23 protein-coding genes are annotated in these 23,059 nt (G+C 63.9%); 14 read left to right on the top strand and 9 right to left on the bottom strand.

Going from position 1 to position 23,059, the window contains the following annotated elements; all coding sequences use genetic code 11:
• Nucleotides 1-13 precede the first annotated feature (13 nt).
• The 4 genes from NKK52_RS02420 to NKK52_RS02435 all read right to left on the bottom strand — a co-directional run bounded on the left by NKK52_RS02420 (nt 14) and on the right by NKK52_RS02435 (nt 2,268).
• Entirely contained in the window at nt 14-199 is a 186-nt protein-coding gene (locus NKK52_RS02420; protein ID WP_023668475.1) for a membrane protein, read from the bottom strand.
• Between the two features lie 72 nt (nt 200-271).
• Complete coding sequence (locus tag NKK52_RS02425) at nt 272-1,129, bottom strand: S49 family peptidase (protein ID WP_023668474.1); 858 nt, start codon at nt 1,127-1,129, stop codon at nt 272-274.
• 120 nt (nt 1,130-1,249) lie between these two features.
• On the bottom strand, nt 1,250-2,044 hold the full coding sequence (locus NKK52_RS02430) for a tRNA1(Val) (adenine(37)-N6)-methyltransferase (RefSeq protein WP_023684372.1): 795 nt from the start codon (nt 2,042-2,044) through the stop codon (nt 1,250-1,252).
• Nucleotides 2,044-2,268 carry a putative signal transducing protein gene (locus NKK52_RS02435; RefSeq protein ID WP_023684371.1) on the bottom strand — a complete coding sequence of 75 codons (225 nt, stop codon included), beginning with the start codon at nt 2,266-2,268 and terminating at the stop codon, nt 2,044-2,046. Before NKK52_RS02435 ends, NKK52_RS02430 begins: the two co-directional genes overlap by 1 nt.
• Nucleotides 2,269-2,489: 221 nt before the next feature.
• Here NKK52_RS02435 and NKK52_RS02440 point away from each other — a divergent pair, with 221 nt between their 5' ends.
• From NKK52_RS02440 to NKK52_RS02460, 5 genes are all read left to right on the top strand, one after another.
• Complete coding sequence (locus NKK52_RS02440; protein ID WP_023668471.1) at nt 2,490-3,506, top strand: polyprenyl synthetase family protein; 1,017 nt, start codon at nt 2,490-2,492, stop codon at nt 3,504-3,506.
• Nucleotides 3,507-3,593: 87 nt separating this feature from the next.
• Nucleotides 3,594-4,262, top strand: a complete 669-nt coding sequence (locus tag NKK52_RS02445) for a GntR family transcriptional regulator (RefSeq protein ID WP_023687112.1) — start codon at nt 3,594-3,596, stop codon at nt 4,260-4,262.
• Between the two features lie 353 nt (nt 4,263-4,615).
• Entirely contained in the window at nt 4,616-5,209 is a 594-nt protein-coding gene (locus NKK52_RS02450) for a biotin transporter BioY (RefSeq protein ID WP_023684369.1), read from the top strand.
• A gap of 110 nt (nt 5,210-5,319) precedes the next feature.
• Nucleotides 5,320-5,736 carry a DUF1284 domain-containing protein gene (locus tag NKK52_RS02455; protein ID WP_023684368.1) on the top strand — a complete coding sequence of 139 codons (417 nt, stop codon included), beginning with the start codon at nt 5,320-5,322 and terminating at the stop codon, nt 5,734-5,736.
• 191 nt (nt 5,737-5,927) lie between these two features.
• The gene (locus tag NKK52_RS02460; protein ID WP_031204175.1) at nt 5,928-7,703 is read left to right on the top strand and encodes a tetratricopeptide repeat protein; all 1,776 of its coding nucleotides are present in this window, start codon (nt 5,928-5,930) and stop codon (nt 7,701-7,703) included.
• A gap of 209 nt (nt 7,704-7,912) precedes the next feature.
• On the opposite strand, the gene NKK52_RS02465 is transcribed toward NKK52_RS02460, so the two are convergent.
• A complete protein-coding gene (locus NKK52_RS02465) occupies nt 7,913-8,374 on the bottom strand; it encodes a GNAT family N-acetyltransferase (RefSeq protein WP_023684366.1) in 462 nt (153 codons plus the stop codon).
• 176 nt (nt 8,375-8,550) lie between these two features.
• On the opposite strand from NKK52_RS02465, the gene NKK52_RS02470 reads away from it, so the two are divergent.
• From NKK52_RS02470 to glyS, 3 genes are all read left to right on the top strand, one after another.
• Nucleotides 8,551-9,495: a glycine--tRNA ligase subunit alpha gene (locus NKK52_RS02470; RefSeq protein ID WP_023684365.1), complete on the top strand. Its 945-nt coding sequence runs from the start codon at nt 8,551-8,553 to the stop codon at nt 9,493-9,495.
• A 397-nt stretch (nt 9,496-9,892) separates the two neighbouring features.
• Nucleotides 9,893-10,294: an endonuclease domain-containing protein gene (locus tag NKK52_RS02475; protein WP_023692101.1), complete on the top strand. Its 402-nt coding sequence runs from the start codon at nt 9,893-9,895 to the stop codon at nt 10,292-10,294.
• Between the two features lie 68 nt (nt 10,295-10,362).
• Nucleotides 10,363-12,831 (top strand): glycine--tRNA ligase subunit beta, encoded by a 2,469-nt coding sequence (gene glyS, locus NKK52_RS02480; protein WP_050591997.1) that lies wholly within the window; start codon nt 10,363-10,365, stop codon nt 12,829-12,831.
• A gap of 80 nt (nt 12,832-12,911) precedes the next feature.
• Here the strand turns inward: glyS and NKK52_RS02485 are convergent, their stop codons facing one another.
• Together NKK52_RS02485 and NKK52_RS02490 are read right to left on the bottom strand one after the other, a co-directional pair.
• A complete protein-coding gene (locus NKK52_RS02485; RefSeq protein ID WP_081726860.1) occupies nt 12,912-13,295 on the bottom strand; it encodes a hypothetical protein in 384 nt (127 codons plus the stop codon).
• Nucleotides 13,296-13,460: 165 nt separating this feature from the next.
• Nucleotides 13,461-13,913, bottom strand: a complete 453-nt coding sequence (locus tag NKK52_RS02490; RefSeq protein ID WP_023684360.1) for a hypothetical protein — start codon at nt 13,911-13,913, stop codon at nt 13,461-13,463.
• Between the two features lie 371 nt (nt 13,914-14,284).
• On the opposite strand from NKK52_RS02490, the gene NKK52_RS02495 reads away from it, so the two are divergent.
• The 4 genes from NKK52_RS02495 (at nt 14,285) to NKK52_RS02510 (ending at nt 18,636) form a co-directional block, all read left to right on the top strand.
• Nucleotides 14,285-15,250 carry an L-threonylcarbamoyladenylate synthase gene (locus NKK52_RS02495; RefSeq protein ID WP_023684359.1) on the top strand — a complete coding sequence of 322 codons (966 nt, stop codon included), beginning with the start codon at nt 14,285-14,287 and terminating at the stop codon, nt 15,248-15,250.
• An 18-nt stretch (nt 15,251-15,268) separates the two neighbouring features.
• The gene (locus NKK52_RS02500; protein WP_023684358.1) at nt 15,269-16,699 is read left to right on the top strand and encodes an FAD-binding oxidoreductase; all 1,431 of its coding nucleotides are present in this window, start codon (nt 15,269-15,271) and stop codon (nt 16,697-16,699) included.
• A gap of 183 nt (nt 16,700-16,882) precedes the next feature.
• Complete coding sequence (locus NKK52_RS02505) at nt 16,883-17,449, top strand: DUF6101 family protein (protein WP_023684357.1); 567 nt, start codon at nt 16,883-16,885, stop codon at nt 17,447-17,449.
• A gap of 212 nt (nt 17,450-17,661) precedes the next feature.
• Entirely contained in the window at nt 17,662-18,636 is a 975-nt protein-coding gene (locus tag NKK52_RS02510; protein WP_023743626.1) for an IS5 family transposase, read from the top strand.
• A gap of 161 nt (nt 18,637-18,797) precedes the next feature.
• On the opposite strand, the gene ubiA is transcribed toward NKK52_RS02510, so the two are convergent.
• Both ubiA and NKK52_RS02520 read right to left on the bottom strand, forming a co-directional pair.
• Nucleotides 18,798-19,781: a 4-hydroxybenzoate octaprenyltransferase gene (gene ubiA / locus NKK52_RS02515; protein WP_023685390.1), complete on the bottom strand. Its 984-nt coding sequence runs from the start codon at nt 19,779-19,781 to the stop codon at nt 18,798-18,800.
• Between the two features lie 51 nt (nt 19,782-19,832).
• The gene (locus tag NKK52_RS02520) at nt 19,833-20,744 is read right to left on the bottom strand and encodes a LysR family transcriptional regulator (protein ID WP_023668455.1); all 912 of its coding nucleotides are present in this window, start codon (nt 20,742-20,744) and stop codon (nt 19,833-19,835) included.
• 91 nt (nt 20,745-20,835) lie between these two features.
• Here NKK52_RS02520 and NKK52_RS02525 point away from each other — a divergent pair, with 91 nt between their 5' ends.
• Both NKK52_RS02525 and purD read left to right on the top strand, forming a co-directional pair.
• Nucleotides 20,836-21,630 carry a phytanoyl-CoA dioxygenase family protein gene (locus NKK52_RS02525; protein WP_023685391.1) on the top strand — a complete coding sequence of 265 codons (795 nt, stop codon included), beginning with the start codon at nt 20,836-20,838 and terminating at the stop codon, nt 21,628-21,630.
• A 145-nt stretch (nt 21,631-21,775) separates the two neighbouring features.
• A complete protein-coding gene (gene purD / locus NKK52_RS02530) occupies nt 21,776-23,059 on the top strand; it encodes a phosphoribosylamine--glycine ligase (RefSeq protein WP_031204361.1) in 1,284 nt (427 codons plus the stop codon).

Raw genomic sequence — 23,059 nt, forward strand, 5'->3', positions numbered from 1 at the left:
GACGGGATGATGCTCAGTCCTTGGCCAAGCGGTATTCGCCGGTCTTGGGATCCTGGACCAGCGTGCCGTTGGTGCCGTTGGCTGCCTGCTTTTCGGTGCGCCGCACCTTGGCGGTCACACGTTCGGCCTCGCGGACGAAAGTGCGGTAGCCGAAATAAGCGGCGGCGCCGACAACTGCGAAGAAAATGATCTGTGGCATTTCAAAGCTCCTCCCTCGCAAGGCGGCAAGGCAGACTGTCAAGCGCTTATGCTAGACGCTTTCCCCGCTTTTTCAAAGCCCGAAGCGCGCCCACAATGCGCGCTCTTCCGCCGCATCGATCACGCCGCTTGCGGCGGCGGCGGCAATATCGGGCGCTGAAAAGTTCGAGCCGAACAGGCCGATGCGGCCAAACAGGCCACGCGGCGCGGTGACCAGCCTGAGCTGGGTTTTCGCGCCGAAGCGGGTTTTCAGTACCGTGCGCATGTCGCTCAACGCATCGACGAGGCCAAGCTCCAGCCCTTTCTTGCCGGTCCAGAACAGGCCGGTGAACAGGTCCGGATCGTCCTTCAGCTTGGTGCCACGGCGTTCCCTGACCAGGTCGATGAAGGTCTCGTGCACTTCCAGCTGCAGCGCCTTCAGGCGCTCGACGTCTTCCCTCTTCTCCGGCTTGAACGGGTCGAGCACCGCCTTGTTCTGGCCGGCGGTGTGGACACGGCGCTCGACACCGATCTTCTTCATCAACTCGGGAAAGCCGAACGAGGCCGAGACGACACCAATCGAACCGACGATGGAGGACGGATCGGCAAAGATCTCGTCGCCGGCGACCGCGATCATGTAGCCGCCCGAGGCCGCCACATCCTCGACGAAGACCAGCACCTTCTTGTTCTTCTCGACCGCGAGGTCGCGGATGCGCTTGAAGATCAGCCGCGACTGCACCGGCGAGCCGCCAGGCGAATTGATCGAAATGGCGACGGCGGGCGCATCGAACAGGAACGCCTTTTCGATGAGGGCGGCGGTGGACGCCAAGGAGAGGCTCGGCCGGAACGGGCCGCCGCCGGCCATGATGGTGCCATGCAGCCTGATGACGGGAATGGTGACGACGCTGGATCGCCAGGATTTCGGCAGCAGGCGGTTGAAAAGGCGTTTCACGAGGTGGCTGTCTCCAAATGGCTTCAACGCATGTAGGGATTTGCCGGTCAACGGCAATGCTGCAATCCATCTCAGCCAACTGTGTGCCGGTTTTGCGGCAACGACACTGACGGGCCCAAATCAATCGCCAAACAGCGACGCCAGTCCGTTGTTGATCATCTCGGTTCGTTCCGACGGGCCGTCGCCCGTTTGCCCATGCAGCATCAAAGGCGGGCGGATCGACAGCTTGCCGCGCGCGCCGAGCGCTGCCCTGACGACAATGCGGATTGCGGCTGCTTCCGGGCGCGGATGCACGGCCAGCATCTCGGCGTCGCCGAAGCGGCCCGACAGCGCATGGAGGAGGTCGCCAAGCTGTTCCGGCCGCGCAATGACGGCCAGGCCCCCGCGCGGCTTGGCGACGGCAGCCGCACTCCGGATCCAGCTTTCGAACAGCCCGTCGTCCATGACATGCGCCTGCCGCCGCAGCGGATCTGGCGTGGCGCGGTCTTGCGCCGCGTTGAAGGGCGGGTTCATGATGACGAAATCGAAGGAATTGTCGGCGAGGCCGGCTTGCGTCCGCGCCCGGCCTGACAGCGTGACGTCGGCGGTCAGCACCGAGGCGCGATTGCCGAGATGCGCATTGCCGGGATGGGCGAGCGTGGTTGTGGCGAAGCCTGCCATCTCGGCCGACCGTTCGACGAGCACGACCTGCGCCTCTGGGCAGCGCGACAGCACGGCGAGACCCGCCGCACCGGCGCCGGCGCCGAAATCGGCGAGGCGTCCAGAAAAGCCGGATGAAACTGCTGCCGCCAGCATCATGGCATCCATCCCGGCGCGATGCCCTGTCCTGGGCTGGACAAGCCAGAAGCGGCCGCGATGGAAGGCATCGACCGTGTGGGCCGGCGTATCGCTGGTAAGCGCGCTCGCTTCAGCCATTATGTCAGGCGGATTTCGTTCTCGATGCCGGCGTCTTTCAAGATGCGCCGCGCCTGATCGGCCTGGTCGGCATCGACCATCACGCGCTTCTGCAAAAGACCGATCGACCCTTCGAGAATGCTCATGTTCTGGTCGGCGACGAAGCAGGCAATCCCGGCATCGCGCATCAGCGATTCGACAAAGGAGATGATCACGGCATCGTTGGTGCGCACGAGTTCTATCATCGGACGAAGTTCGCAGGTTGCAGCGTTGATGTAAACGCTGGAGCATGGCGCCGAAAAGTGTGGAGCGGTTTTCGGGCAACGGCATGCGGTCGCTAAGGTTGACACGCCGTCACCGCAGCCGCGCCAATTCGCCTCTTGCCGTGCCCGTATGTGCCGCCCTAGAGTCCCAGGCGGGACCAGGGTGCCGTCGCACGCGTGATCAAAGACGGGAGTGTTTGTTGGTGGGTGTCGTTCTCAACATCGAAAACGGGAAGCGGGAACCCGCCTCCATCAAGGATCTCATCGACCTGACAGCAGCCGATATGGGGCGCGTCAACAAACTGATCCTGTCCAAGGCCGGCTCCGACGTCGAGATGATCCCGGAGGTCGCCAATCATCTGATCTCGTCGGGCGGCAAAAGGCTGCGTCCCATGCTGACGCTCGCGGCGGCCCAGATGTTCGGCTATTCCGGCGAGGGCCACGTCAAGCTCGCCACCGCGGTCGAGTTCATGCACACCGCCACGCTGCTCCATGACGACGTCGTCGACGAGAGCGGCATGCGGCGCGGCAAAAAGACTGCCCGCATGATCTGGGGCAACCAGGCGAGCGTGCTGGTCGGCGATTTCCTGCTCGGCCAGGCTTTTCGCATGATGGTCGATGTCGGTTCGCTGGAAGCGCTCGACATCCTGTCCAGCGCCGCCTCGATCATCGCCGAGGGCGAGGTGATGCAGCTGGCGGCAGCCAAGAACCTGGATACCACCGAGGACGAGCATTTCGCCGTCATCAAGGCCAAGACCGCGGCGCTGTTCTCGGCTGCCGCCGAGGTCGGTCCGGTCATCGCATCGGCGACGCGCAACGATCGCGCCGCATTGCGCTCCTACGGCATGAATCTCGGCCTTGCCTTCCAGCTCATCGACGATGCGCTGGATTACGGCGGCTCCAGCCAGGAGCTGGGCAAGAATGTCGGCGACGATTTCCGCGAAGGCAAGGTGACGCTTCCGGTCATCCTCGCCTACCGGCGCGGCACCAAGGCCGAGCGCACCTTCTGGAAGCGCGCCATCGAGGACAATGTCACCGACGATGCCGGCCTGGAAAAGGCGATCGGCCTGATGACCCGCCATGGCGCCATTGCCGACACCATCGGACGGGCCCGCCATTTCGGCGAGATCGCCCGCGACGCGCTGGCGCCGCTGGAAGCGACGCCGCAGAAATCGGCGCTGATCGACGTCATCGACTTCTGCATCAGCCGGGTGAACTGACCCGCGCCTGGCGCCAAAGCAAGATTGCATGCAAAATCGGGCAATCACCGCTCGACAATCGGTTGCGGCGCAAATTATCTATAAAACATGGCAAAGACCGCAGACGACACCATCGCCGTGCGCATCAGCAAGGTGCTGGCGGATCGCATCATATCGGGCGCGATCGAACCCGGCGCCCGGCTGCGGCAGGATCACATCGCCGAGGAATTCCAGACCAGCCATGTCCCGGTGCGCGAAGCCTTCCGGCGCCTGGAGGCGCAAGGGCTGGCGGTCAGTGAGCCCAGGCGGGGCGTGCGCGTCGCCGCTTTCGATCTCGGCGAGGTAAGGGAAGTCGCCGAAATGCGGGCAGCCCTCGAAGTGCTGGCGCTGCGCCATGCCGCGCCGCATCTGACGGCTTCCATTCTCAACCTTGCCGAAGAAGCCACAAAGGCCGGCGACAAATCCCGCGATGTCCGCTCTTGGGAGGAGGCCAACCGCACCTTCCACCGGCTGATCCTGGCGCCCTGCGGCATGCCGCGGCTCATCGCCACCATCGACGATTTGCACGCCGCAAGCGCCCGCTTCCTGTTCGCCGCCTGGCGCTCGGAATGGGAAATCCGCACCGACCAGGATCATCGCGCGATCCTGAGCGCGCTGCGGCAAGGCAACACCGAATCGGCCGCGGCCACGCTTGGCCGGCACGTTCAGTGGATCGGCCAGAAACCGGTCAAGACCGCGTCGGGCAAGATGCGCGAAGCGTTTGCCATCGTCGGGTAGGGACGAAGGGACAAGTCGTCGGATTCCGCGCGTAGCGATCCTTCACACCCCCCTCTGTCCTGCCGGACATCTCCCCCGCAAGGGGGGAGATCAACAGCTTTGCCGTTGCGTTAGTCCTGCAACGTCGGTCATTGGCGAAAGCAAAGGCGACATCCGATCTCCCCACTTGCGGGGGAGATGGCCGGCAGGCCAGAGGGGGGTGCTGTCCCGCCAGCCTTTCCAAATGTCCTTTATTCGACACGCAAGCCCAAGCCTTTTTAGGGGCGAGGGTTGCCATTCCCGCGCAAATATGGATTCGATAATAGATCGAACAACAAAATTATCTATAATTCAAACCAGCCAGGGAAGCCGCCATGACCGACATCGCCTTTTCGCCCTCCAAGCCCTCCTTCAGCCCGTTGCGCCTGCAAACCCGCTCGTATGCCTGGCAAGCCGCGGCCATCGTCATCGGCACGCTGTCCATTGCGCTCGCCTCCTACATGGAAGTGCCGATGCTGCCGGTTCCAATGAACATGCAGACCTTTGCGGTGACGCTGGTGGGCGCGCTCTACGGCTGGCGGCTCGGCGCGATCACCATCGCCGCATGGCTCGTCGAGGGCGCTGTGGGTTTGCCGGTGCTGTCGGGCGGAGCTGCCGGCATCCAGCATTTTGCCGGGCCGACCGCCGGTTATCTCTTCGCCTTCCCGCTTGTCGGCGCGCTCGTCGGCTGGCTGGCCGAGCGCGGCTGGAACGGCAACCGCGTGCTGCTCGCCTTCGCCGGCATGGTCCTCGGCAACCTCGCCTGCCTGGTTCTCGGCACGGCCTGGCTCGCCCTCATGATCGGCCTCGAACAGGCCATCGCCTTCGGCTTCTTGCCCTTCCTCGTCGGCGGCCTGCTGAAATCGGCGCTCGGCGCCGCGACGCTCAAGCTGTTTTGGAGCAACAAGGCGGACCCGGCAGGAGCATGATCCCGAAAAGTGGAGTCCGGTTTTCGGAAGAGATCATGCTCAAACAAAGAGATGGAGCCCCATCCCGATACCATCGGGATGGAACAGGCTCCGCTGGTGCGTCCTGACCGATGACCGTCCGGCTGCGCTCCCACCATCTTCTTTGCCTGCTGACCTATATCGGCGAAGGGTACAGCGCAGCCTTCGTCGCCAACTATGACGTGATCGCGAAACGTCTGGGCCGGGGCGAGGATATTCTGATCGTCTCCGGCCCCGACGACATCTGCCAGCCGCTGCTCGGCGGGGCGCAGCCCCACTGCTTGCGCGAAAGCGCCGCCGGCCGGGACGAGCTGGCAGCACGCGATGTCGGCAAGCTGCTGACCCGGCCGATCCGGGCCGGCGTCCGCTTCAGCCTCGACGCGGCAACGCTTGCCGGCTTGCGCGCCGCCTTTGCAGCCGGCGTGACGCGTGAGGCCTGCCAGGGTTGCGAGTGGGCCGGCCTGTGCAGCACTGTCGCGGCAGGCGGATATCGCGATGTCAGGCTGTAGCTCCCAACCCCGATCTGCTATTGTCGGAACCGATAGTGTCTGCGTCGCCATGGTTTGTTAATCGGGTGACCCGATTGTGAATTCGGTCCGGATTGAAGCCTGACCCCAAAAAGGCCATGCTTTGTCAGGAAACATCGAGTCTATGGCTTCTCCGCGCCGACGCGGGATGGCGCTTGGCTGAAAGGGATACGATGCGGCAAGGACGTGCGCGCTGGCTCGCGGGGCTGGCAATTGTGGCAGGGATGGCGATTTCTCCGCTGCCTGCCTACGCCAAGGAATCGACCGACCCGGTCAAGATCACCTCCTTCTCGGGCGCCTATCTCGCCGCCCGCATCGCCGAAGGCGACAACGACCTCGACAATGCCATCGCTTATTACAAGCAGGCGCTCGCCTTCAATCCCGGCGACACCTCACTGCAGCAAAGCCTGATGCTGTCGCTGATCGCGCAAGGCCGCTTCGAGGAATCGCTGGTCTATGCCGACAAGCTCAAGGGAGTTCCCGACGTCGAGCGCTTCTCGCGTCTGGCTCTGGCGGTCGATTCCTTCCACAAGAAGGATTTCACCAAGGCGCAGTACTGGCTCAAGCTGTCGCTCGAATCCGATCTCGACCGACTGATTTCCGGCGTCATGTCCGGCTGGGCACAAGAGGGCGCCGGCGACCCCACCGGGGCGATGGCCTCGATCGACAAACTGCAGGGGCCTGACTGGTTCGGCCTGTTCAAGTCCTTCCACCGCGCGCTGATCGCCGATGCCGCAGGCCTATCGGACAAGGCCGACGCGCTTTATGACGCGACCCTGACCGACGTCACGGCCGGCGGTGCCGCGCCCGAGACATGGATGCGCAACGCCCAGGCCTACGCGTCTTTCCTGGCGCGCAAGGGCAACAAGAACAAGGCGCTCTACGTGCTCGACAAGGCCGAGGCGTTCGCGCCCGGCAAGCTCGACATCCAGGCGCTTCGCGACAGGATCAGCAAGGGCGACAAGATCGAGCCCTTCGTCGCCAGTCCCTCCGAAGGCGCCGCTGAAATCCTGCTCGACCTCGCCATCGCGCTCAATCGCGGCGGCGGCGAGCCGTTCGTGCGCCTCTATCTGCAATATGCGCTCGCGCTCAAGCCAGACAGCGACGCCGCTTTGGTGCAGCTTGCCGCCGTTGCGGAGCAGCTGAAGGACGGCGAAGGCGCCATTGCGCTCTATAGCCGCATTCCAGCCTCCTCGCCGCTGAAGGAGCTTTCCGACCTGCAGCTCGGCCTCAACCTTGCCGATCTCAACCGTCACGACGAGGCGATCGCCCATCTCAAGGCATTCGTCGAAGCTCACCCCGATGACATGCGCGCCTATCTGGCGCTGGGCGGGGTCTATGCCTCGAAGGAGGATTTCCGCTCCGCCGCCACTGTCTACGACAATGCGGTCGCGGTGCTGAAGACGCCGACCAATGCCAACTGGAACATCTACTATCAGCGCGGCATCGCCTATGAGCGGCTGAAGGAATGGCCCAAGGCCGAACCGAACTTCCTCAAGGCGCTGGAACTGTTCCCCGACCAGCCGCAGGTGCTGAACTATCTCGGCTATTCCTGGGTCGACATGAACATGAACCTCAAGGAAGGCCTGGCGATGATCCAGAAGGCCGTCGACCTCAGGCCGAGCGACGGCTACATCGTCGATTCGCTGGGCTGGGCCTATTTCCGCATGGGCCGGTTCGACGACGCCGTGCGCGAAATGGAGCGCGCCGTGTCGCTCAAGCCGGAAGATCCGGTGCTCAACGACCATCTCGGCGATGCCTATTGGCGCGTCGGCCGCAAGCTCGAAGCCACTTTCCAGTGGAATCAGGCGCGCGACCTGAAGCCGGATCCCGATGTGCTTGCCATTTTGCAGCAGAAGCTGATGAAGGGCCTGCCGCCGATCGAATCCAACACGGCGCAGGAAACCCCGAAGGTCAAGCCGGCCACCCCGCCAGCGCCGAAGGGGTGATCGGGCCATACTTCTGATGAAACGGGGCTCGCTGAGCCCCGTTTTTGTTTCGGCTAGGCGTCTTAGAGCAATTCCAGGAAAAGTGTGCGCGGTTTTCCGCTCGGAATTGCGACAGAAACAAAGAGATAGAGACGCCCTATCGCGATCGTCATTCTATGGCGGAGCAAGGAGCGAAGCGACGCGGCGCAGACCCAGCGTTGGCGCTCATTCTAGAACAGCTTTCGGTAGACGACGAAGCCCGAGAGATCGCCGATCTTGTCGTAGAGCTTCATCGCCGTGTGGTTGGTTTCGTGTGTCAGCCAGTAGACGCGGCTGGAGCCTGCGGTTTGCGCCCTGGTATAGACGTCTTCGATCAGTGCCCGGCCGACGCCCTTGCCGCGCGACGCCTCATTGGTGAAGAGGTCCTGCAGATAGCAGTTCGGCGAAATCGCCGTCGTGGTGCGGTGATAGAGATAGTGGACAAGACCGAGAAGCTTGCCTTCGCTCTCCGCGACCAGCGCATGCATAGGCTCATAGGCATCGAAGAAGCGCGACCATGTCATTGCAGTGATGTCACCGGGCAGGGCGGTCTCGCCCGAGCGGCCGTAAAACGCATTGTAGCCGTCCCACAGCGGCAGCCATTGCTCGTAATCCTCTCGGGTGACGGGGCGTACGGTGAGCTGGCCTTGCATAGCTGAACCTCTGTCGTTGAAGCTGGGCGAGCAAACGGCCACCGGCACCGTCCGGCAATGGGCCAGTCCGAAGCAAAGCGTTCAACCTCTCATCAAGGCGGCGATAGGCGCTGCCTTGACGCTAGCCGGCCCGGCAACTAGGGAATGGCATCATTTCAGCGCTTTCCGAGGCCGCCGTGACGTCAGACAGTCCAGCCCATATACATCCCAGCCGCTCGTTCCAGGGGCTGATCCTGACCCTGCACAATTACTGGGCCGCCTATGGCTGCGTCATCCTGCAGCCTTACGACATGGAAGTCGGCGCCGGCACCTTCCATCCGGCCACCACGCTGCGCGCGCTCGGGCCCAAGGGCTGGAACGCCGCCTATGTCCAGCCCTCGCGCCGGCCCAAGGACGGCCGCTACGGCGAAAACCCCAACCGGCTGCAGCATTATTACCAGTACCAGGTGATCCTGAAGCCCAACCCGCCGAACCTGCAGGAGCTCTATCTCGGCTCGCTCAAGGCGATCGGCGTCGATCCGTTGCTGCACGACATTCGCTTCGTCGAGGACGACTGGGCAAGCCCGACGCTTGGCGCCTGGGGGCTCGGCTGGGAGTGCTGGTGCGACGGCATGGAAGTGTCGCAGTTCACCTATTTCCAGCAGGTCTGCGGCATCGAATGCGCGCCGGTGGCGGGAGAACTGACCTACGGCCTGGAGCGGCTGGCCATGTATGTGCAGGGCGTCGACAATGTCTACGACCTCAACTTCAATGGCCGAGAAGGCGCCGAAAAAGTCACCTATGGCGATGTCTTCCTGCAGGCCGAGCAGGAATATTCCAGGCACAATTTCGAATATGCCAACACCGCCATGCTGCTCAGGCATTTCGAGGACGCCGAAGCCGAATGCAAGGCGCTGCTCGCGGCCGGCGCCCCGGCTTCGAACGACAATCTGCCGATGCACCGCATGGTCTTCCCGGCCTATGACCAGTGCATCAAGGCCAGCCACGTCTTCAACCTGCTCGACGCGCGCGGCGTGATTTCGGTGACCGAGCGGCAGAGCTACATCCTGCGGGTGCGCAATCTGGCGAAAGCCTGCGGCGAGGCATTTTTGCAGACCCAGGCCGGCGGGCTCGCCGCCTGAGGCTCACTTCATCATTTCGAGGGAAATGTTGATTGGGGCCAACATCGGGCCAGTCGACCCCGCCATGGTCCGCATAGCCTGCCGTACGCCCGGCATCGAGAAGGCGCCATGCACCTGCGCGGCGAAACAGGCGCTGAGCGCGATGATCTGGAGAAGTCTCGATGCCGTTTTCATGGTCGTTCAGCCAATAGGTCCCTGCCTGAGCGTTGGTCGCTTCAGCGCTGCGTTTGGTTCATGGAAATCTTTGATCCAAGGACGGGCGGGCTGGTTGCGGCCCGACAGGGGCGGTCAAAATTCCTGGAAACAGCGGTCAGCCGAGTTGCTATGCCCTCTTACCTCCCCCTAGATGGGGGAGGTCGCCGCGAAGCGGCGGGTGGGGGTGACAGCGCGACGTTCCATGCCAAAACTCGATCGATTCAAGCTGCAGTCTGCGCAAAGGCTTCGCGCGGCGATGACCGACGAGGAACGCATCCTGTGGCGGCATCTGTGGCGCATTCCAGTAGAAGGCACTCATTTTCGCAGGCAGGCGTCGGTAGGCGTTTACTTCCCTGATTTCATCTCCCACCGGCTGAAGCTGATCATTGAGGTGGACGGTGCCCATCACAGCTTCGATGACCAGCTGCGCCATGACGAGCGTCGAACGAAATGGTTCGAGAGCCAAGGCTACCGCGTCATTCGCTTCTGGAACCATGAAATCAAAAACGAACTGGATTCCGTGCTCGATACGATCTATGCGGCGGTGGAAGAACGAAAATCACACCTGCGTTTGCGCGATGGTGCCGAAGGTATCGGCGGCTGAGAGGTCGCCACCCCACCCCGGCGCTACGCGCCGACCCTCCCCATCAAGGGGAGGGTGGGAGCTTAACCATGCCAGACCTGCTCTTAGAACTTCGCTCCGAGGAAATCCCCGCCCGTATGCAGCGCAAGGCGGCGGGCGATCTCAGGAAGATGCTGACCGACGGTCTGGTCGAGGCGGGTCTGACCTATGACGCCGCGCGCGAATACTGGACGCCGCGGCGCCTGGCGCTCGATGTCAGGGGCCTGACCGCGCGCTCGAAGGATACCCACGAGGAGATCAAGGGGCCGTCGACGACGGCGCCGGAACAGGCGGTGCAGGGTTTTCTGCGCAAGGCAGGCCTTGCCTCGGTTGCCGAGGCGCATGTTCATTCCGATCCGAAGAAGGGCGATTTCTACGTCGCCCATATTTCGAAGCCGGGCAGGGCGGCGGAAGAAATCATCGCCGAACTGGTGCCGGCCATCATTCGCGGCTTCCCCTGGCCGACATCGATGCGCTGGGGGCCGGCTTCAGCCAAGCCCGGTTCGCTACGCTGGGTGCGGCCGCTGCAGACGATTCTGTGCACCTTCGGCCCGGAGACCGAGGAGCCGGTGGTGGTCGATTTCGAGATCGATGGCATCCGCTCGGGCAATATCACCTACGGCCATCGTTTCATGGCGCCGGGAGAAATCACCGTGCGCCGCTTCGACGATTACGTGACCAAGCTGGAAGCGGCCAAGGTCGTGCTCGATAGCGACCGCCGCAAGGAGATCATCCTTGCCGACGCCCGCAACCTCGCCTTCGCCAACGGGCTCGATCTGGTCGAGGACGAAGGGTTGTTGGAAGAAGTGTCGGGCCTGGTCGAATGGCCGGTGGTGCTGATGGGCGAATTCGAGCAGGCCTTTCTTGCCATACCGCCAGAAGTGGTCCGGCTGACCATCCGCGCCAATCAGAAATGCTTTGTCACCCGGCCGCAGGGCGACGGCGAAAACCTCTCCAACCGCTTCATCCTCACCGCCAACATCGAGGCCAAGGACGGCGGCAAGGAGGTCGCGCACGGCAACGGCAAGGTGGTGCGTGCCCGCCTGTCGGACGCGCTGTATTTCTGGAAGACCGACCAGGGCGATCTGCCGGATCTGGAGCAGCTCGAGGCGTCGGCGAAGAAATTCGGGCTCGATCTGAAAAAGCCGCTCGACCAGCGCATGGCCCGCCTCGACCATCTCAATGTCACCTTTCACGCCAAGCTCGGTACGCAAGGCGATCGGGTGGAGCGGATCAAGCGGCTGGCGCAGGAGCTGGCGCCAACAGTGGCGCAGTCGATCTCCCCCCTTGAGGGGGAGATGGCCGGCAGGCCAGAGGGGGTCGCTTCGGCTGCCGCGACGCCGTCCGGTCTCTCGAAGAAAGAGGGAGTTGGCACTCCACGCGAGACGACCCCCTCTGTCGCCTTCGGCGACATCTCCCCCTCAAGGGGGGAGATTACCGCGCTCGCCGCTCGCGCCGCCGTGCTGGCCAAGGCTGATCTCACGACAGAAGCAGTGGGCGAGTTTCCGGAACTGCAAGGCGCAATGGGCCGCAAATACGCGCTGCTGCAGGGTGAGCATCCGTCCGTGGCTGCGGCGATCGAGGGGCACTACAAACCGCAAGGTCCGTCGGATAGCGTGCCGACCAATCCGGTGTCGATTGCCGTCGCGCTGGCCGACAAAATCGATACGCTGGTCGGCTTCTGGGTCATTGATGAAAAGCCGACGGGGTCGAAGGACCCTTACGCGCTGAGAAGGGCCGCACTGGGCGTGGTGAGAATCCTGATCGAGAATGGGATCTCACTGCCGCTGACATCGCTCTTCGATAGTGCCTATCAAACGGCGAGTTATCTCGCGTCTAAGGCTGGACGGGCATTTGGGCCCGACCTCCTCGCCTTCTTCCACGACCGCCTGAAAGTCTATCTCCGCGACCAGGGCGCTCGGCATGATCTCATTGACGCCGTGCTGGCAGGTGGTGGAAGCGCGCCAATCTCCCCCCTTTTGGGGGCGGCGAAGTCGACAAAGGGGGGCGCTGTCCCGCCGACCTCTCATTCTGGCGCGCCCCCCTCTGCCCTGCCGGGCATCTCCCCCACAAGGGGGGAGATCGGCCAATCGCACTCGGACGACCTCCTGCAGATCGTGCGTCGCGTCGAAGCTCTGGGGTCCTTCCTCGACACCGAGGACGGCAAGAACCTGCTCGCCGGCGCCAAGCGGGCGGCCAACATTCTGGCTGCCGAGGAGAAGAAGAAAACGCTCGTCGCCGAGACTGTTGAGCCGGCGCTGTTTCGCGAGGAGGCCGAGAAATCGCTGTTTGCAGCGGTGAATCAGGCGGAGAGAGAAGCCGGCGAAGCGATTCAAAACGAAGACTTTTCCGCCGCCATGCTGGCGCTTAGCGTGCTGCGCGAACCGGTTGATTCATTCTTTGAACGTGTTCTCGTGAATGATGAGGACCAGGCCGTGCGCGCCAACCGTCTGGCATTGCTCGCCCGCATCCGCACGGCCACCGACCAGGTGGCTGATTTCTCCAGAATAGCTGGCTAGCTAAGGGACGGACAAGCCCGAACACGGGCGGCGTTCACACGCCGCCCGTCTTGTTTTCAGTCCTCCCGAGGCTGACTCCGTCAGTCCTCCAAAATGCTGACATGCACGCTGTCTGAATAGACGTCGACCTGGATCAGCGGCTCGCCATTGACGATGGCGTTCCGTGTCGAGGAGCTCATCGCGCCACTGCGCTTCAGCATGCGTTCCAGATACGCGCGATCATCGTTGCTGCGGAACCAGTCATCGCCCTGGTCGTCGGCGTCGCGCCGGTGGAACTTGTGCCAGTTGGCACGGTCCTGCCGCACCATCTGTGCTGCGCTGCTCAGCTCATAGCCGTCGCTGGCATGGTGGTCGCGATCGGAAATGCGCGCGACGTAGGACCCTAGCTCGTCACCGGCCTGCGCGCCGCCGACACCTATAGGTGACGCCAGCAACAGGCCGGCAATAATCAAAGATTTCGTCATGTTCATGATAACCCCTCGCTCTCCTACAACCCGGCGCGCTCATGCCAAAACCGATTGGCGAAATTGGGGCCGCCGCCGCCAAGCCGATCGTGCGCCGGGCTGTCGATTGGCGTCAAGCGGCATGGATCGGCCGACTGTCTTGGCCGACTGTTTTGGCTGAATGGCCTACTCGGCTTTGCCGACGCCCTCGATCGGCTGCTGCGGTGTTGTTGCCGGCTGCGGCGCTGCCGGTTGCGACTCGGGCTTGCCGTTCGATGCCGTTGCAGTTCCGGCTGGTGCGGTCTCTGCCGTCGGCTCAGTTGCCGGCGCCGCGGCGCTCGCCCTGGCCGGAGCCGGCGCGGCGAAGGCGCCGCCGACGATGCCGCCGCGAATGATCATCGGATCCTGCCTAGGCTTTTCGGGGATCGCCGCGACCTTTTCATAAGTCACATCGGGCTGGGCATCGCCGAGCGCGACGATCGATGGCGTCGAGGCGGTCCTGACCGGTTCGGATCCGCCAACCTTGATGACCGATGGCGTCGAGGTCGAGACGCCGAGAAAGACGATCGACGAGGCGTGCGCCCCACCGGTCATCGCCGCCAGGGTGAAACCAAGCGCTCCAAGCACACGCATCGACATCGAAACCGTCCCCTTGCCCAACAAGCCGCCAGCCCTAACCCAAGTAGCCTTAACCCGAGTGGATTGATGCCGGCTTGCAGGGAAACATAGCATTTTAGGCATTGATAATTCGCCAACGCCGGCTTGCCCGAAAACCACTGCCGTATTAGAGCAATTCCAGGAAAAGTGAGTAGCGGTTTTCCGTCCGGAATTCCGCAAAAACAAATACTTAGAGCGTTTAAGCGAACAGCTGAACCGCTCTAATGCATGTCGCTCAAAAGTGGCCCCGGTTTTGAGAGAACGACATGCATCAAAACAAAGACCTAAAGCGCGTCGCATGAATCCGGTTCAGCGCGACGCGCTTTAGATCCGGCGCCTGTGAGGTGAAGCGAGTGGCTGAGATACTATCCGTCGGCGAAGCGATGGAGCAGGCGTTGGCGCTGCTCGAGGGCGGCGACGTCGTCGCCATCCCGACGGAGACCGTCTATGGACTGGCCAGCGACGCGACCAATGGCGTCGGCGTCGCCCGCATTTTCGAAGCCAAGGGCCGGCCGCGCTTCAACCCGCTGATTGCCCATGTCGCCGATCTGGCGATGGCCGAGCGCATTGCGGCCTTCGATCCGCTGTCGAAACGGCTGGCCGAGGCGTTCTGGCCGGGGCCGCTGACGCTGGTGCTGCCGCTCCAACCCGGCAACGGCATCCATCCGCTGGTCACCGCCGGGCTGGACACGATCGCGCTGCGCATGCCCAGGGGGTTCGGCGGCGAGCTGATCGCCAGACTCGGCCGGCCGTTGGCCGCGCCCAGCGCGAACTCTTCGGGCAAGATCAGCGCCACGACGGCGCAAGCCGTCGCGGCCGATCTCGGCGCCAAAATCCAGCTGGTGGTCGATGGCGGCGCCACCCCGGTCGGGCTGGAATCGACCATCGTCAAGGTCGAAGGCAACAGCGTGCGGCTGCTGAGGCCAGGCGGCATCGCTGCCGCCGATATCGAGGCCGTCACCGGCATTAAGCTGCAGCGCGGCGCGACAGCCGGCGTCGAGGCGCCCGGCATGCTGGCGTCGCATTATGCGCCGCGCGCATCGGTGCGGCTCGATGCACAGAGTGTGGCTGAAGGCGAGGCCTTGCTGGCCTTTGGTGGCGACCGCGCCGAAGGCTGGCAAGCGGCGGCCGCCTTGCGCAACCTGTCCGCGTCAGGCGATTTGCGCGAAGCCGCAAGCAATCTGTTCGCGTATTTGCAGGAACTCGACCGCAGCGGTGCGGCGACGATCGCCGTCGAGCCGATCCCGTTCGATGGGCTCGGCGAGGCGATCAACGATCGGCTGTTTCGTGCCGCTGCCCCCCGTGACAAGCTCGATTGAGCGCCATAGTTTGCGCCCATGAACGACGCACCCTTCGACCTCGATCCCGCTCTCATCGCCCGCTTCGCGGCAATCGCCGGCGACAAATACGCGCTGCGCGACCAGGCCGATATTGCGCCGTATCTTACCGAGCGGCGCGGTCTGTGGCATGGCAGGACCGCCTTGGTGCTGCGTCCCGGCAGCGTCGACGAGGTGAGCCGTATCATGCGGTTGGCGAGCGAGACGGGAACGCCGGTCGTGCCGCAAAGCGGCAACACCGGGCTGGTCGGCGCCCAGGTGCCTGACGCATCCGGCCGCGAGATTGTGCTTTCTTTGTCGCGGCTGAACCGCATTCGCGAGATCGACGTCTTCTCGAACACGGTGACCGTCGAAGCCGGCGTCATCCTGCAGACGCTGCAGGAAGCCGCCGACGCCGCCGACCGGCTGTTTCCGCTGTCGCTTGCCGCGCAGGGCTCCTGCCAAATCGGCGGCAACCTCTCGTCCAATGCCGGCGGCACCGGCGTGCTCGCCTATGGCAATGCGCGCGAACTCTGCCTCGGCGTCGAAGTGGTGCTGCCGACCGGCGAAGTCTTCGACGATCTGCGCAAACTGAAGAAGGACAACACCGGTTACGATCTGAAGAACCTGTTCGTCGGCGCCGAAGGCACGCTCGGCATCATCACCGCGGCGGTGCTGAAACTGTTTCCCAAGCCCAAGGGGCGCGAAGTGGCCTTTGCCGGCCTGTCGTCGCCGGAAGCAGCGCTTTCGCTGTTCAGCCTGGCGATGGACCGGGCAGGGGCGGCACTCACCGCCTTCGAGCTGATCGGCCAGCGTCCTTATGATTTCACGCTGCGCCATGCGCAGGGCGTCACGCGGCCGCTGGCGCAGGATTGGCCATGGTATGTGTTGATGCAGGTGTCGTCGGGCCGTTCGGCCGAGGACGCCAGGGGGCTGATCGAAGAAGTGCTGTCGGCAGGCCTCCAGCAAGGCATCGTCGGCGACGCGGTGATCGCGGCCAGCCTGGCGCAGGGCGACGCGTTCTGGAACTTCCGCGAGGTGCTGCCGGATTCGCAAAAGCCCGAAGGCGCTTCGATCAAGCATGATATTTCGGTACCGGTGGCATCCATCCCGGCGTTTATCGAAAAGGCGGCCGGTGCAGTGGCTTCGGTCAGTCCGCAGGCGCGCGTGGTCTGCTTCGGCCATATGGGCGACGGCAATCTCCACTACAACATCTCCCGGCCGGAGGGCGGTGACGACGAAGCGTTTCTCGGCCTCTACCACGCCATGAACCATGCCGTGCACGATGTCGTGCGCTCCTTCCACGGCTCGATCTCGGCCGAGCACGGCATCGGCCAGTTGAAGCGCGACGAGCTGATCGCCACCGCGCCGCCAATGGCGATCGAGCTGATGCGCCGGGTGAAGGCCGTCTTCGATCCGGCCGGCATCATGAATCCCGGTAAGGTTATCTGATCCTTTCAACATTTTGTGGCTGGTCTCATTCCGATAACCATCGCCTGAGATCAGCAAAATTTAACTGACTTTCTTAAGCCGGGCGGCAGAAGCTCGCGCTAATGTTTCACACAACGAGGCCGGGAAAACCGGCCCGGAGAGACCCGCAAAACGGCTCTCAGGAGAAACACAGGAAGGCAGCAGATGAACAGTGTATTGAAGCCCGTCTGGGCCGGGCGCAACATGCGCCTCGACCCATTCCGCCTGCCGCAAGTGGTGAGCTATGCCACGCGCGACGACTATGGCGACGTTACCTTCACCATCGACCAGCGCGGCGCCGTCATCCGCCGCACGCTCGAGATGAGCGGCGTGCCGGCGATCATCGCGCTGCCCGCCAACGCGTTTCGCGGCGTCGCCGCCCGCGCGATGGAGGATGCGCAAGGCAATGTCACGGTAACCCTCGAACTCCTGCACAACGACCCGATGCTGTCGGTGCCGCTGCTGGTGGCCGACGATCTCGACGACGTCGCCGCCGACTGGCGCGCCTGGGCCGATGCTTACCGGCTGCAGATGCTGCTGATCGAATCCGACGGCATTGCCCGCACGCTTGAGGAATCGCTCGGCGCCGCCATCAAGGCGCTGCCGGCCAAGGATCGCCGCAAGGGCCGGGTCTCGACCACGCGCCGCCCGCGCTTCCTCGCCCGCCGCAGGGCCGGCGACCTCGGGCTGAGGCTGGTTATTGATGGCCAGGAGATTATTTCGAGAGAATAGAGCGCTCTTCTCCTTCCCCCCTTGTGGGGAAGGTGGATTGCCGCGAAGCGGCAAGACGGATGAGGGGTGTTCCAGGGAACGCCAACGCCTCACTCCGCTGGAGCACCCCTCATCCGTCTCGGCGCTGCGCGTCGATCCACCTTCTCCCACAAGGGCACTGTTGCAAAATTGGGTGGATGTGATTCCCTGTTTTTGAAACGGGGATTTTTGCGATGACGACAAAGCCGAGCGGTCAGTTCAGTTTTGTAGAGGCTCTGCTGCCGCAGGGTCTTGGTCGGAGCGGACGACTGGACCGGCTGTCGTCGCTGGTGAAGTGGTATCGCTTCGAGAAGATCCTGGCACGGCTGCGCTCGCCAACTGGGCCGGGGCGGCCTGCGTACAATTCGCTGGTGATGTTCAAGGCGCTTCTGCTGCAATCCTTGTATGGGCTGTCGGACAACGAACTGGAGGAGGCGCTCGCCGATCGGCTGTCGTTCCGCCGCTTCGTTGGACTGACGCTCGAGGAGACGGTGCCCGACCACACCACGCTCAACCGCTTTCGCAATCTTCTCGTGGAGGCCGGGCTTCTGGAGAAGCTGTTTGGCGAACTGGACCATCAACTGGACAAGGCCGGGCTGATCCTGCGGCGCGGCACGATGCTCGATGCCACGGTGATCGAGACGGCGGCGGCACGGCCGCCCAGTGGGGCCGCGCACGAAGCGGGCGATGCCGGCGATCCCGATGCCGGCTTTACACGCCGGCAGGGCAAGCCTGGCTCCTCCTACGGCTACAAGGCCCATGTCGGCGTCGACCAGGGTTCTGGTCTGATCCGCCGGGTGAGGACGACAGCAGCCAACGTCAACGACACGGTCGAGGCGGATCATCTGATCTGTGGCGACGAAGGCGCGGTGCTGGCGGATGCGGCCTATCACACGAAGGCGCGCGAGCTGTCGCTGAGGCAGCGCGGGATCAAGCCGCGGCTGATGCGGCGGGCCAACAAGCATCATCCGCGCCTGCCGGCGCGCCTGAAGCAGTTCAACCAACTGATCGCCCGGCAACGTTTTGCCGTCGAGACGACCTTCGCCACCTTGAAGAACCGCATGCGACTTTGCGCCATCCGCTATCGCGGTCTGGCCAAGGCGGCAGGACAGGTTCTCATCGCCGCCATGGCCTTCAACATGCGTCGCTGGGTGACGCTGGCGACCTGATCTAGGGTCGCACTGCGCCCGAAATCCGCCGAATACGCCAACTCCTACCCCATCTGGCCACAAACCAGCGCCGGAAACCACCTCGCATTGCCCTTGCCGTCTCTCTCCACGCCCAAAGCCTATAACGCAACGGGCCCACAAGGGGAGAAGGAAGAGGGAGCCTACACCAGCGGCTTCAGCGCCACCCACAGCGCACCGCCGATCAGGCCGAGGAAGATCAGCCAGCCGACCTGGTTGCTCGATTTGAACAGCCGCAGGCATTGATCGGGATCGTTGATATCCAGAACCGCTATCTGCCGCGCCATATGCGCGCCGGCGGCGATCAGCCCGGCCAGCGCCACCACCGGCGCCTGCACCGAGGCGAAGGCGATGGCGAAGCAGACCAGCGTGCCGCCATAAAGCCCGACCAGCCAGGTCTTGGTGTTGTCGCCGAACAGCCGCGCCGTCGAGCGCACGCCGACGATGGCGTCGTCTTCCTTGTCCTGATGTGCATAGATGGTGTCGTAGCCGATCACCCACAGGATCGAGCCGATATAGAGCATGATGGCCGGGCCATCGAGATCGCCGAACTCGACCGCCCAGCCCATCAGTGCACCCCAGGAGAAGGCGAGCCCGAGCACCAATTGCGGCCAGTTGGTGAAGCGCTTCATGAAGGGATAGACGGCAACGATGACCAGCGAGACGATGCCGAGCGGAATGGCGAAGTCGTTGAACTGCAGCAGCACGACGAGGCCCAGCAAGGCCTGGATGACCAGGAACGCCCAGGCTTGGCGGCGCGTCACCTTGCCGGCCGGCAATGGCCGCGAGCGCGTGCGCTCGACCTTGTTGTCGATGTCCTGGTCGACAATGTCGTTATAGGTGCAGCCGGCGCCACGCATGGCGACGGCGCCGACAAAGAACAGGAACAGGAACCACGGCGACGGCAGCAATGTGAGCAACGGGTCGCTTGCGCGCGGATAGGCGCTGGCCGCAAGCGCTGCCGACCACCAGCAGGGCCACAGCAGCAATTGCCAGCCGATCGGCCGGTCCCAGCGCGCAAGCTGCGCGTAAGGCCACAGCCAGCGCGGCAATATCTTGTAGACCCAATGGCCGCTCGGCGCGTCGGCGACGCGGCCCTGTGCGGCTTTCGACTGGATGGTTTCCATCGTGCTGGAGTGGCAGCAGCGGCGTGCCCCGTCAAGCGGCCGCATTGTCGCTCAGGCGGTGAAAATATCGTGGCTGGCAAACCATTCCTTCGCCACCTCCGTGAAGGCCAGCGCCGCCTTCGACAGCCTTTGCCTTGTGTCATGGGTGAGGATGATGCGCTGCATCGGCAGCGGATCGGACAGCGGCTTGCAGACCAGCGGCAGCCCGTCATAACTCCTGTCGCCATAAGGCCTGGTGTAGCTCACCGCGACGCCGAAGCCGTTGGCGACCATGCTGCGCTGCAGTTCGAACGAACTCGCCGTCGATTGCGAGACCGGCGACAGGCCGCGGCTGAGGAACAGGTCCAGCATATGCTGCCAGCTATGCGGCTGGTCGGTGGTGATCAAGGGATGGGTCGCCAGCTCCGCCAGGCTGACGCTGGCCTGGCTGGCCAGCGCGTGGCCTTGCGGCAGAAGCGCGTGTGGCCGCAGCTCATGCAGCAGGATGCGGGCGAAGTGCGAGGGCAGGCCGAGATCGTAGGTCAGGCCGAGATCGATCGCCGCATCGCCGAGCCGCCGGCCCAGCGTCTCGAAGGTCTCGTCGCGGACCACCACGGTGACCGCCGGGCAGCGTTGCGAAAAAGCGCGGATCAGCGCCGGCGCGAAATAAGGCGCCAGATCCTCGAAACAGCCGAGCACAAGTTCGCCCCCGACATCGGCGTCGCGCGTCCCGAGCCCAACCAGTTCGTCCGCTTCGGCCAGCACCTGCTTTGCCTTCGCCACCGCGCTGCGGCCGAACGAGGTCAGCGCGATGCCGCTGCCGCGCTGGCGCACGAACAGTTTCTGGCCGAGCGTCGCTTCGACATTGTCGATCGCCACCGAGATCGAGGGCTGCGAGACGTTCAGCATCCGCGCGGCCGCGGTGACGCTGCCATGCCGTGCGACGGCGACGAGGTAACGCAGCTGGGTGAGGGTCAGATTCATAGTCTAAAACTATAAGAGAGATGAGAAGTTATTATTTTACGCGATGTGCGGCGGCTGCGATAGTCGGTCATCGAAACAGGGAAGACATGAGATGGCCGCCAGACATATCGATGCCGCAGCGATTGCCGACTACCAGCGCGACGGCGCGGTCTGCATACGCGGCGCTTTCAAGGACTGGGTCGGCACCATCGCCGCCGGCATCGAGCGCAACATGCAAAACCGCAGCGCCACGGCGTCGGACATCGCCAACGGCAAGGGCAGCTTCTTCGACGATTACTGCAATTGGGAGCGCATTCCCGAATTCGTCGACGTGGTGCGCAATTCCCCGGCCGCGGAACTCGCGGCAGCGGCGATGCAGTCGCGCAGCGCCCAGTTCTTCCACGACCATGTGCTGGTCAAGGAACCGGGCACGCAAAAGCCGACGCCTTGGCACCAGGACATCCCGTATTACTTCGTCGATGGCACCCAGACCGTCAGCTTCTGGATTCCGATCGATCCGGTCAAGGAAGCGACGCTGCGGCTGATCGCCGGCTCGCACAAATGGGACAAGATGATCCTGCCGGTGCGCTGGCTCGATGACAGCAATTTCTATGCCGGCGAGGGCGATTATCTGCCCGTGCCGGATCCAGACAAGGACCCGTCGCTGAAGGTGCTCGAATGGGAGATGGAGCCGGGCGACGCCATCCTGTTCGACTTCCGCACCGCGCATGGTGCGCGCGGCAATCCGACCGCGGCGCGTCGCCGGGCGCTGTCGCTGCGCTGGGTCGGCGACGATGCGCGCTATGTCGAGCGCCCCGGCCGTACCTCGCCGCCCTATCCCGGCCATGACATGAAGCCCGGCCAGAAACTGCGCGAGGACTGGTTTCCGGTTGTCTACCAGAGCTGAGTCGCGAGAGCCGCGCTTCTGCTTCGGCTTGCCGGTGCGTGCGACGCTGCCGTGCGCAACCGGCAAGCAGCGGACCAAAAGTCTTGACCCGCGCCGCGCAGCGCAATAGCGCAGTCCCTGTCGTGAAATGACAAGGGACATCGGCATGCGCATTTTGTTGATCGGCTCCGGCGGCCGCGAACATGCCCTGGCCTGGAAGATCGCGGCCTCGCCGCTTTTGACCAGGCTCTATGCCGCGCCCGGCAATCCGGGCATCGCCCACGAGGCCGAACTGGTCAAGCTCGACATCGCTGACCATGCCGCTGTTGCCAGCTTCTGCCAGAACAACGCGATCGATCTCGTCGTCGTCGGGCCGGAAGGGCCGCTGGTCGCCGGCATTGCCGACGATCTGCGTGAGCAGGGCATCCGCGTCTTCGGCCCGTCGAAGCGGGCAGCGCGGCTCGAAGGCTCGAAAGGTTTTACCAAGGACCTTTGCGCCAAATACGGCATCCCGACCGCCGCCTATGGCCGCTTCACCGATCTTGCCTCGGCGAAAGCCTATGTCGAAAAGGTCGGCGCGCCGATCGTCATCAAGGCCGACGGGCTTGCCGCCGGCAAGGGCGTCACCATCGCCATGACGCTGGACGAGGCGCGCGCCGCCCTCGATGCTTGTTTCGACGGCGCATTCGGTGACGCCGGCGCTGAGGTAGTAGTCGAGGAATTCATGACCGGCGAGGAGGCGAGTTTCTTCTGCCTGTGCGACGGCACGACCGCACTTCCCTTTGGCACCGCGCAGGACCACAAGCGCGTCGGCGACGGCGACACCGGCCCCAACACCGGCGGCATGGGCGCCTATTCGCCGGCGCCGGTGATGAGCCCCGAAATGGTCGAGCGCACCATGCGCGAGATCGTCGAGCCGACCATGCGCGGCATGGCCGAGCTTGGCGCGCCGTTCGCCGGCATTCTCTTCGCCGGGCTGATGATCACGGACAAAGGGCCGAAGCTGATCGAATACAACACCCGCTTCGGCGATCCCGAATGCCAGGTGCTGATGATGCGGCTGAAGGACGATCTGCTGGTGCTGCTCAACGCCGCCGTCGACGGCCAGTTGGCGCACAGTTCGATCCGCTGGCGCGACGATGCCGCGCTGACCGTGGTGATGGCGGCACAGGGCTATCCCGGGACGCCGGAAAAAGGCTCGGTCATCCGCGGGCTGGAAGAGGCGGCCGGCGATGGTGTTGAGATTTTCCACGCCGGCACCGCCATCAATGGCGGCGCGCTGGTCGCCAATGGCGGCCGCGTGCTCAACGTCACCGCGTCAGGCAAGACGGTCGGCGAAGCGCAGAGCCGCGCCTACGCCGCGCTCGACCGCATCGACTGGCCGCGAGGCTTCTGCCGCCGCGACATAGGCTGGCAGGCGGTGGCGCGGGAGAAAGCCAGCGCCACCTGA

It is taken from the genome of Mesorhizobium sp. C277A, assembly GCF_040324395.1.
Taxonomy (GTDB): Bacteria; Pseudomonadota; Alphaproteobacteria; order Rhizobiales; family Rhizobiaceae; genus Mesorhizobium.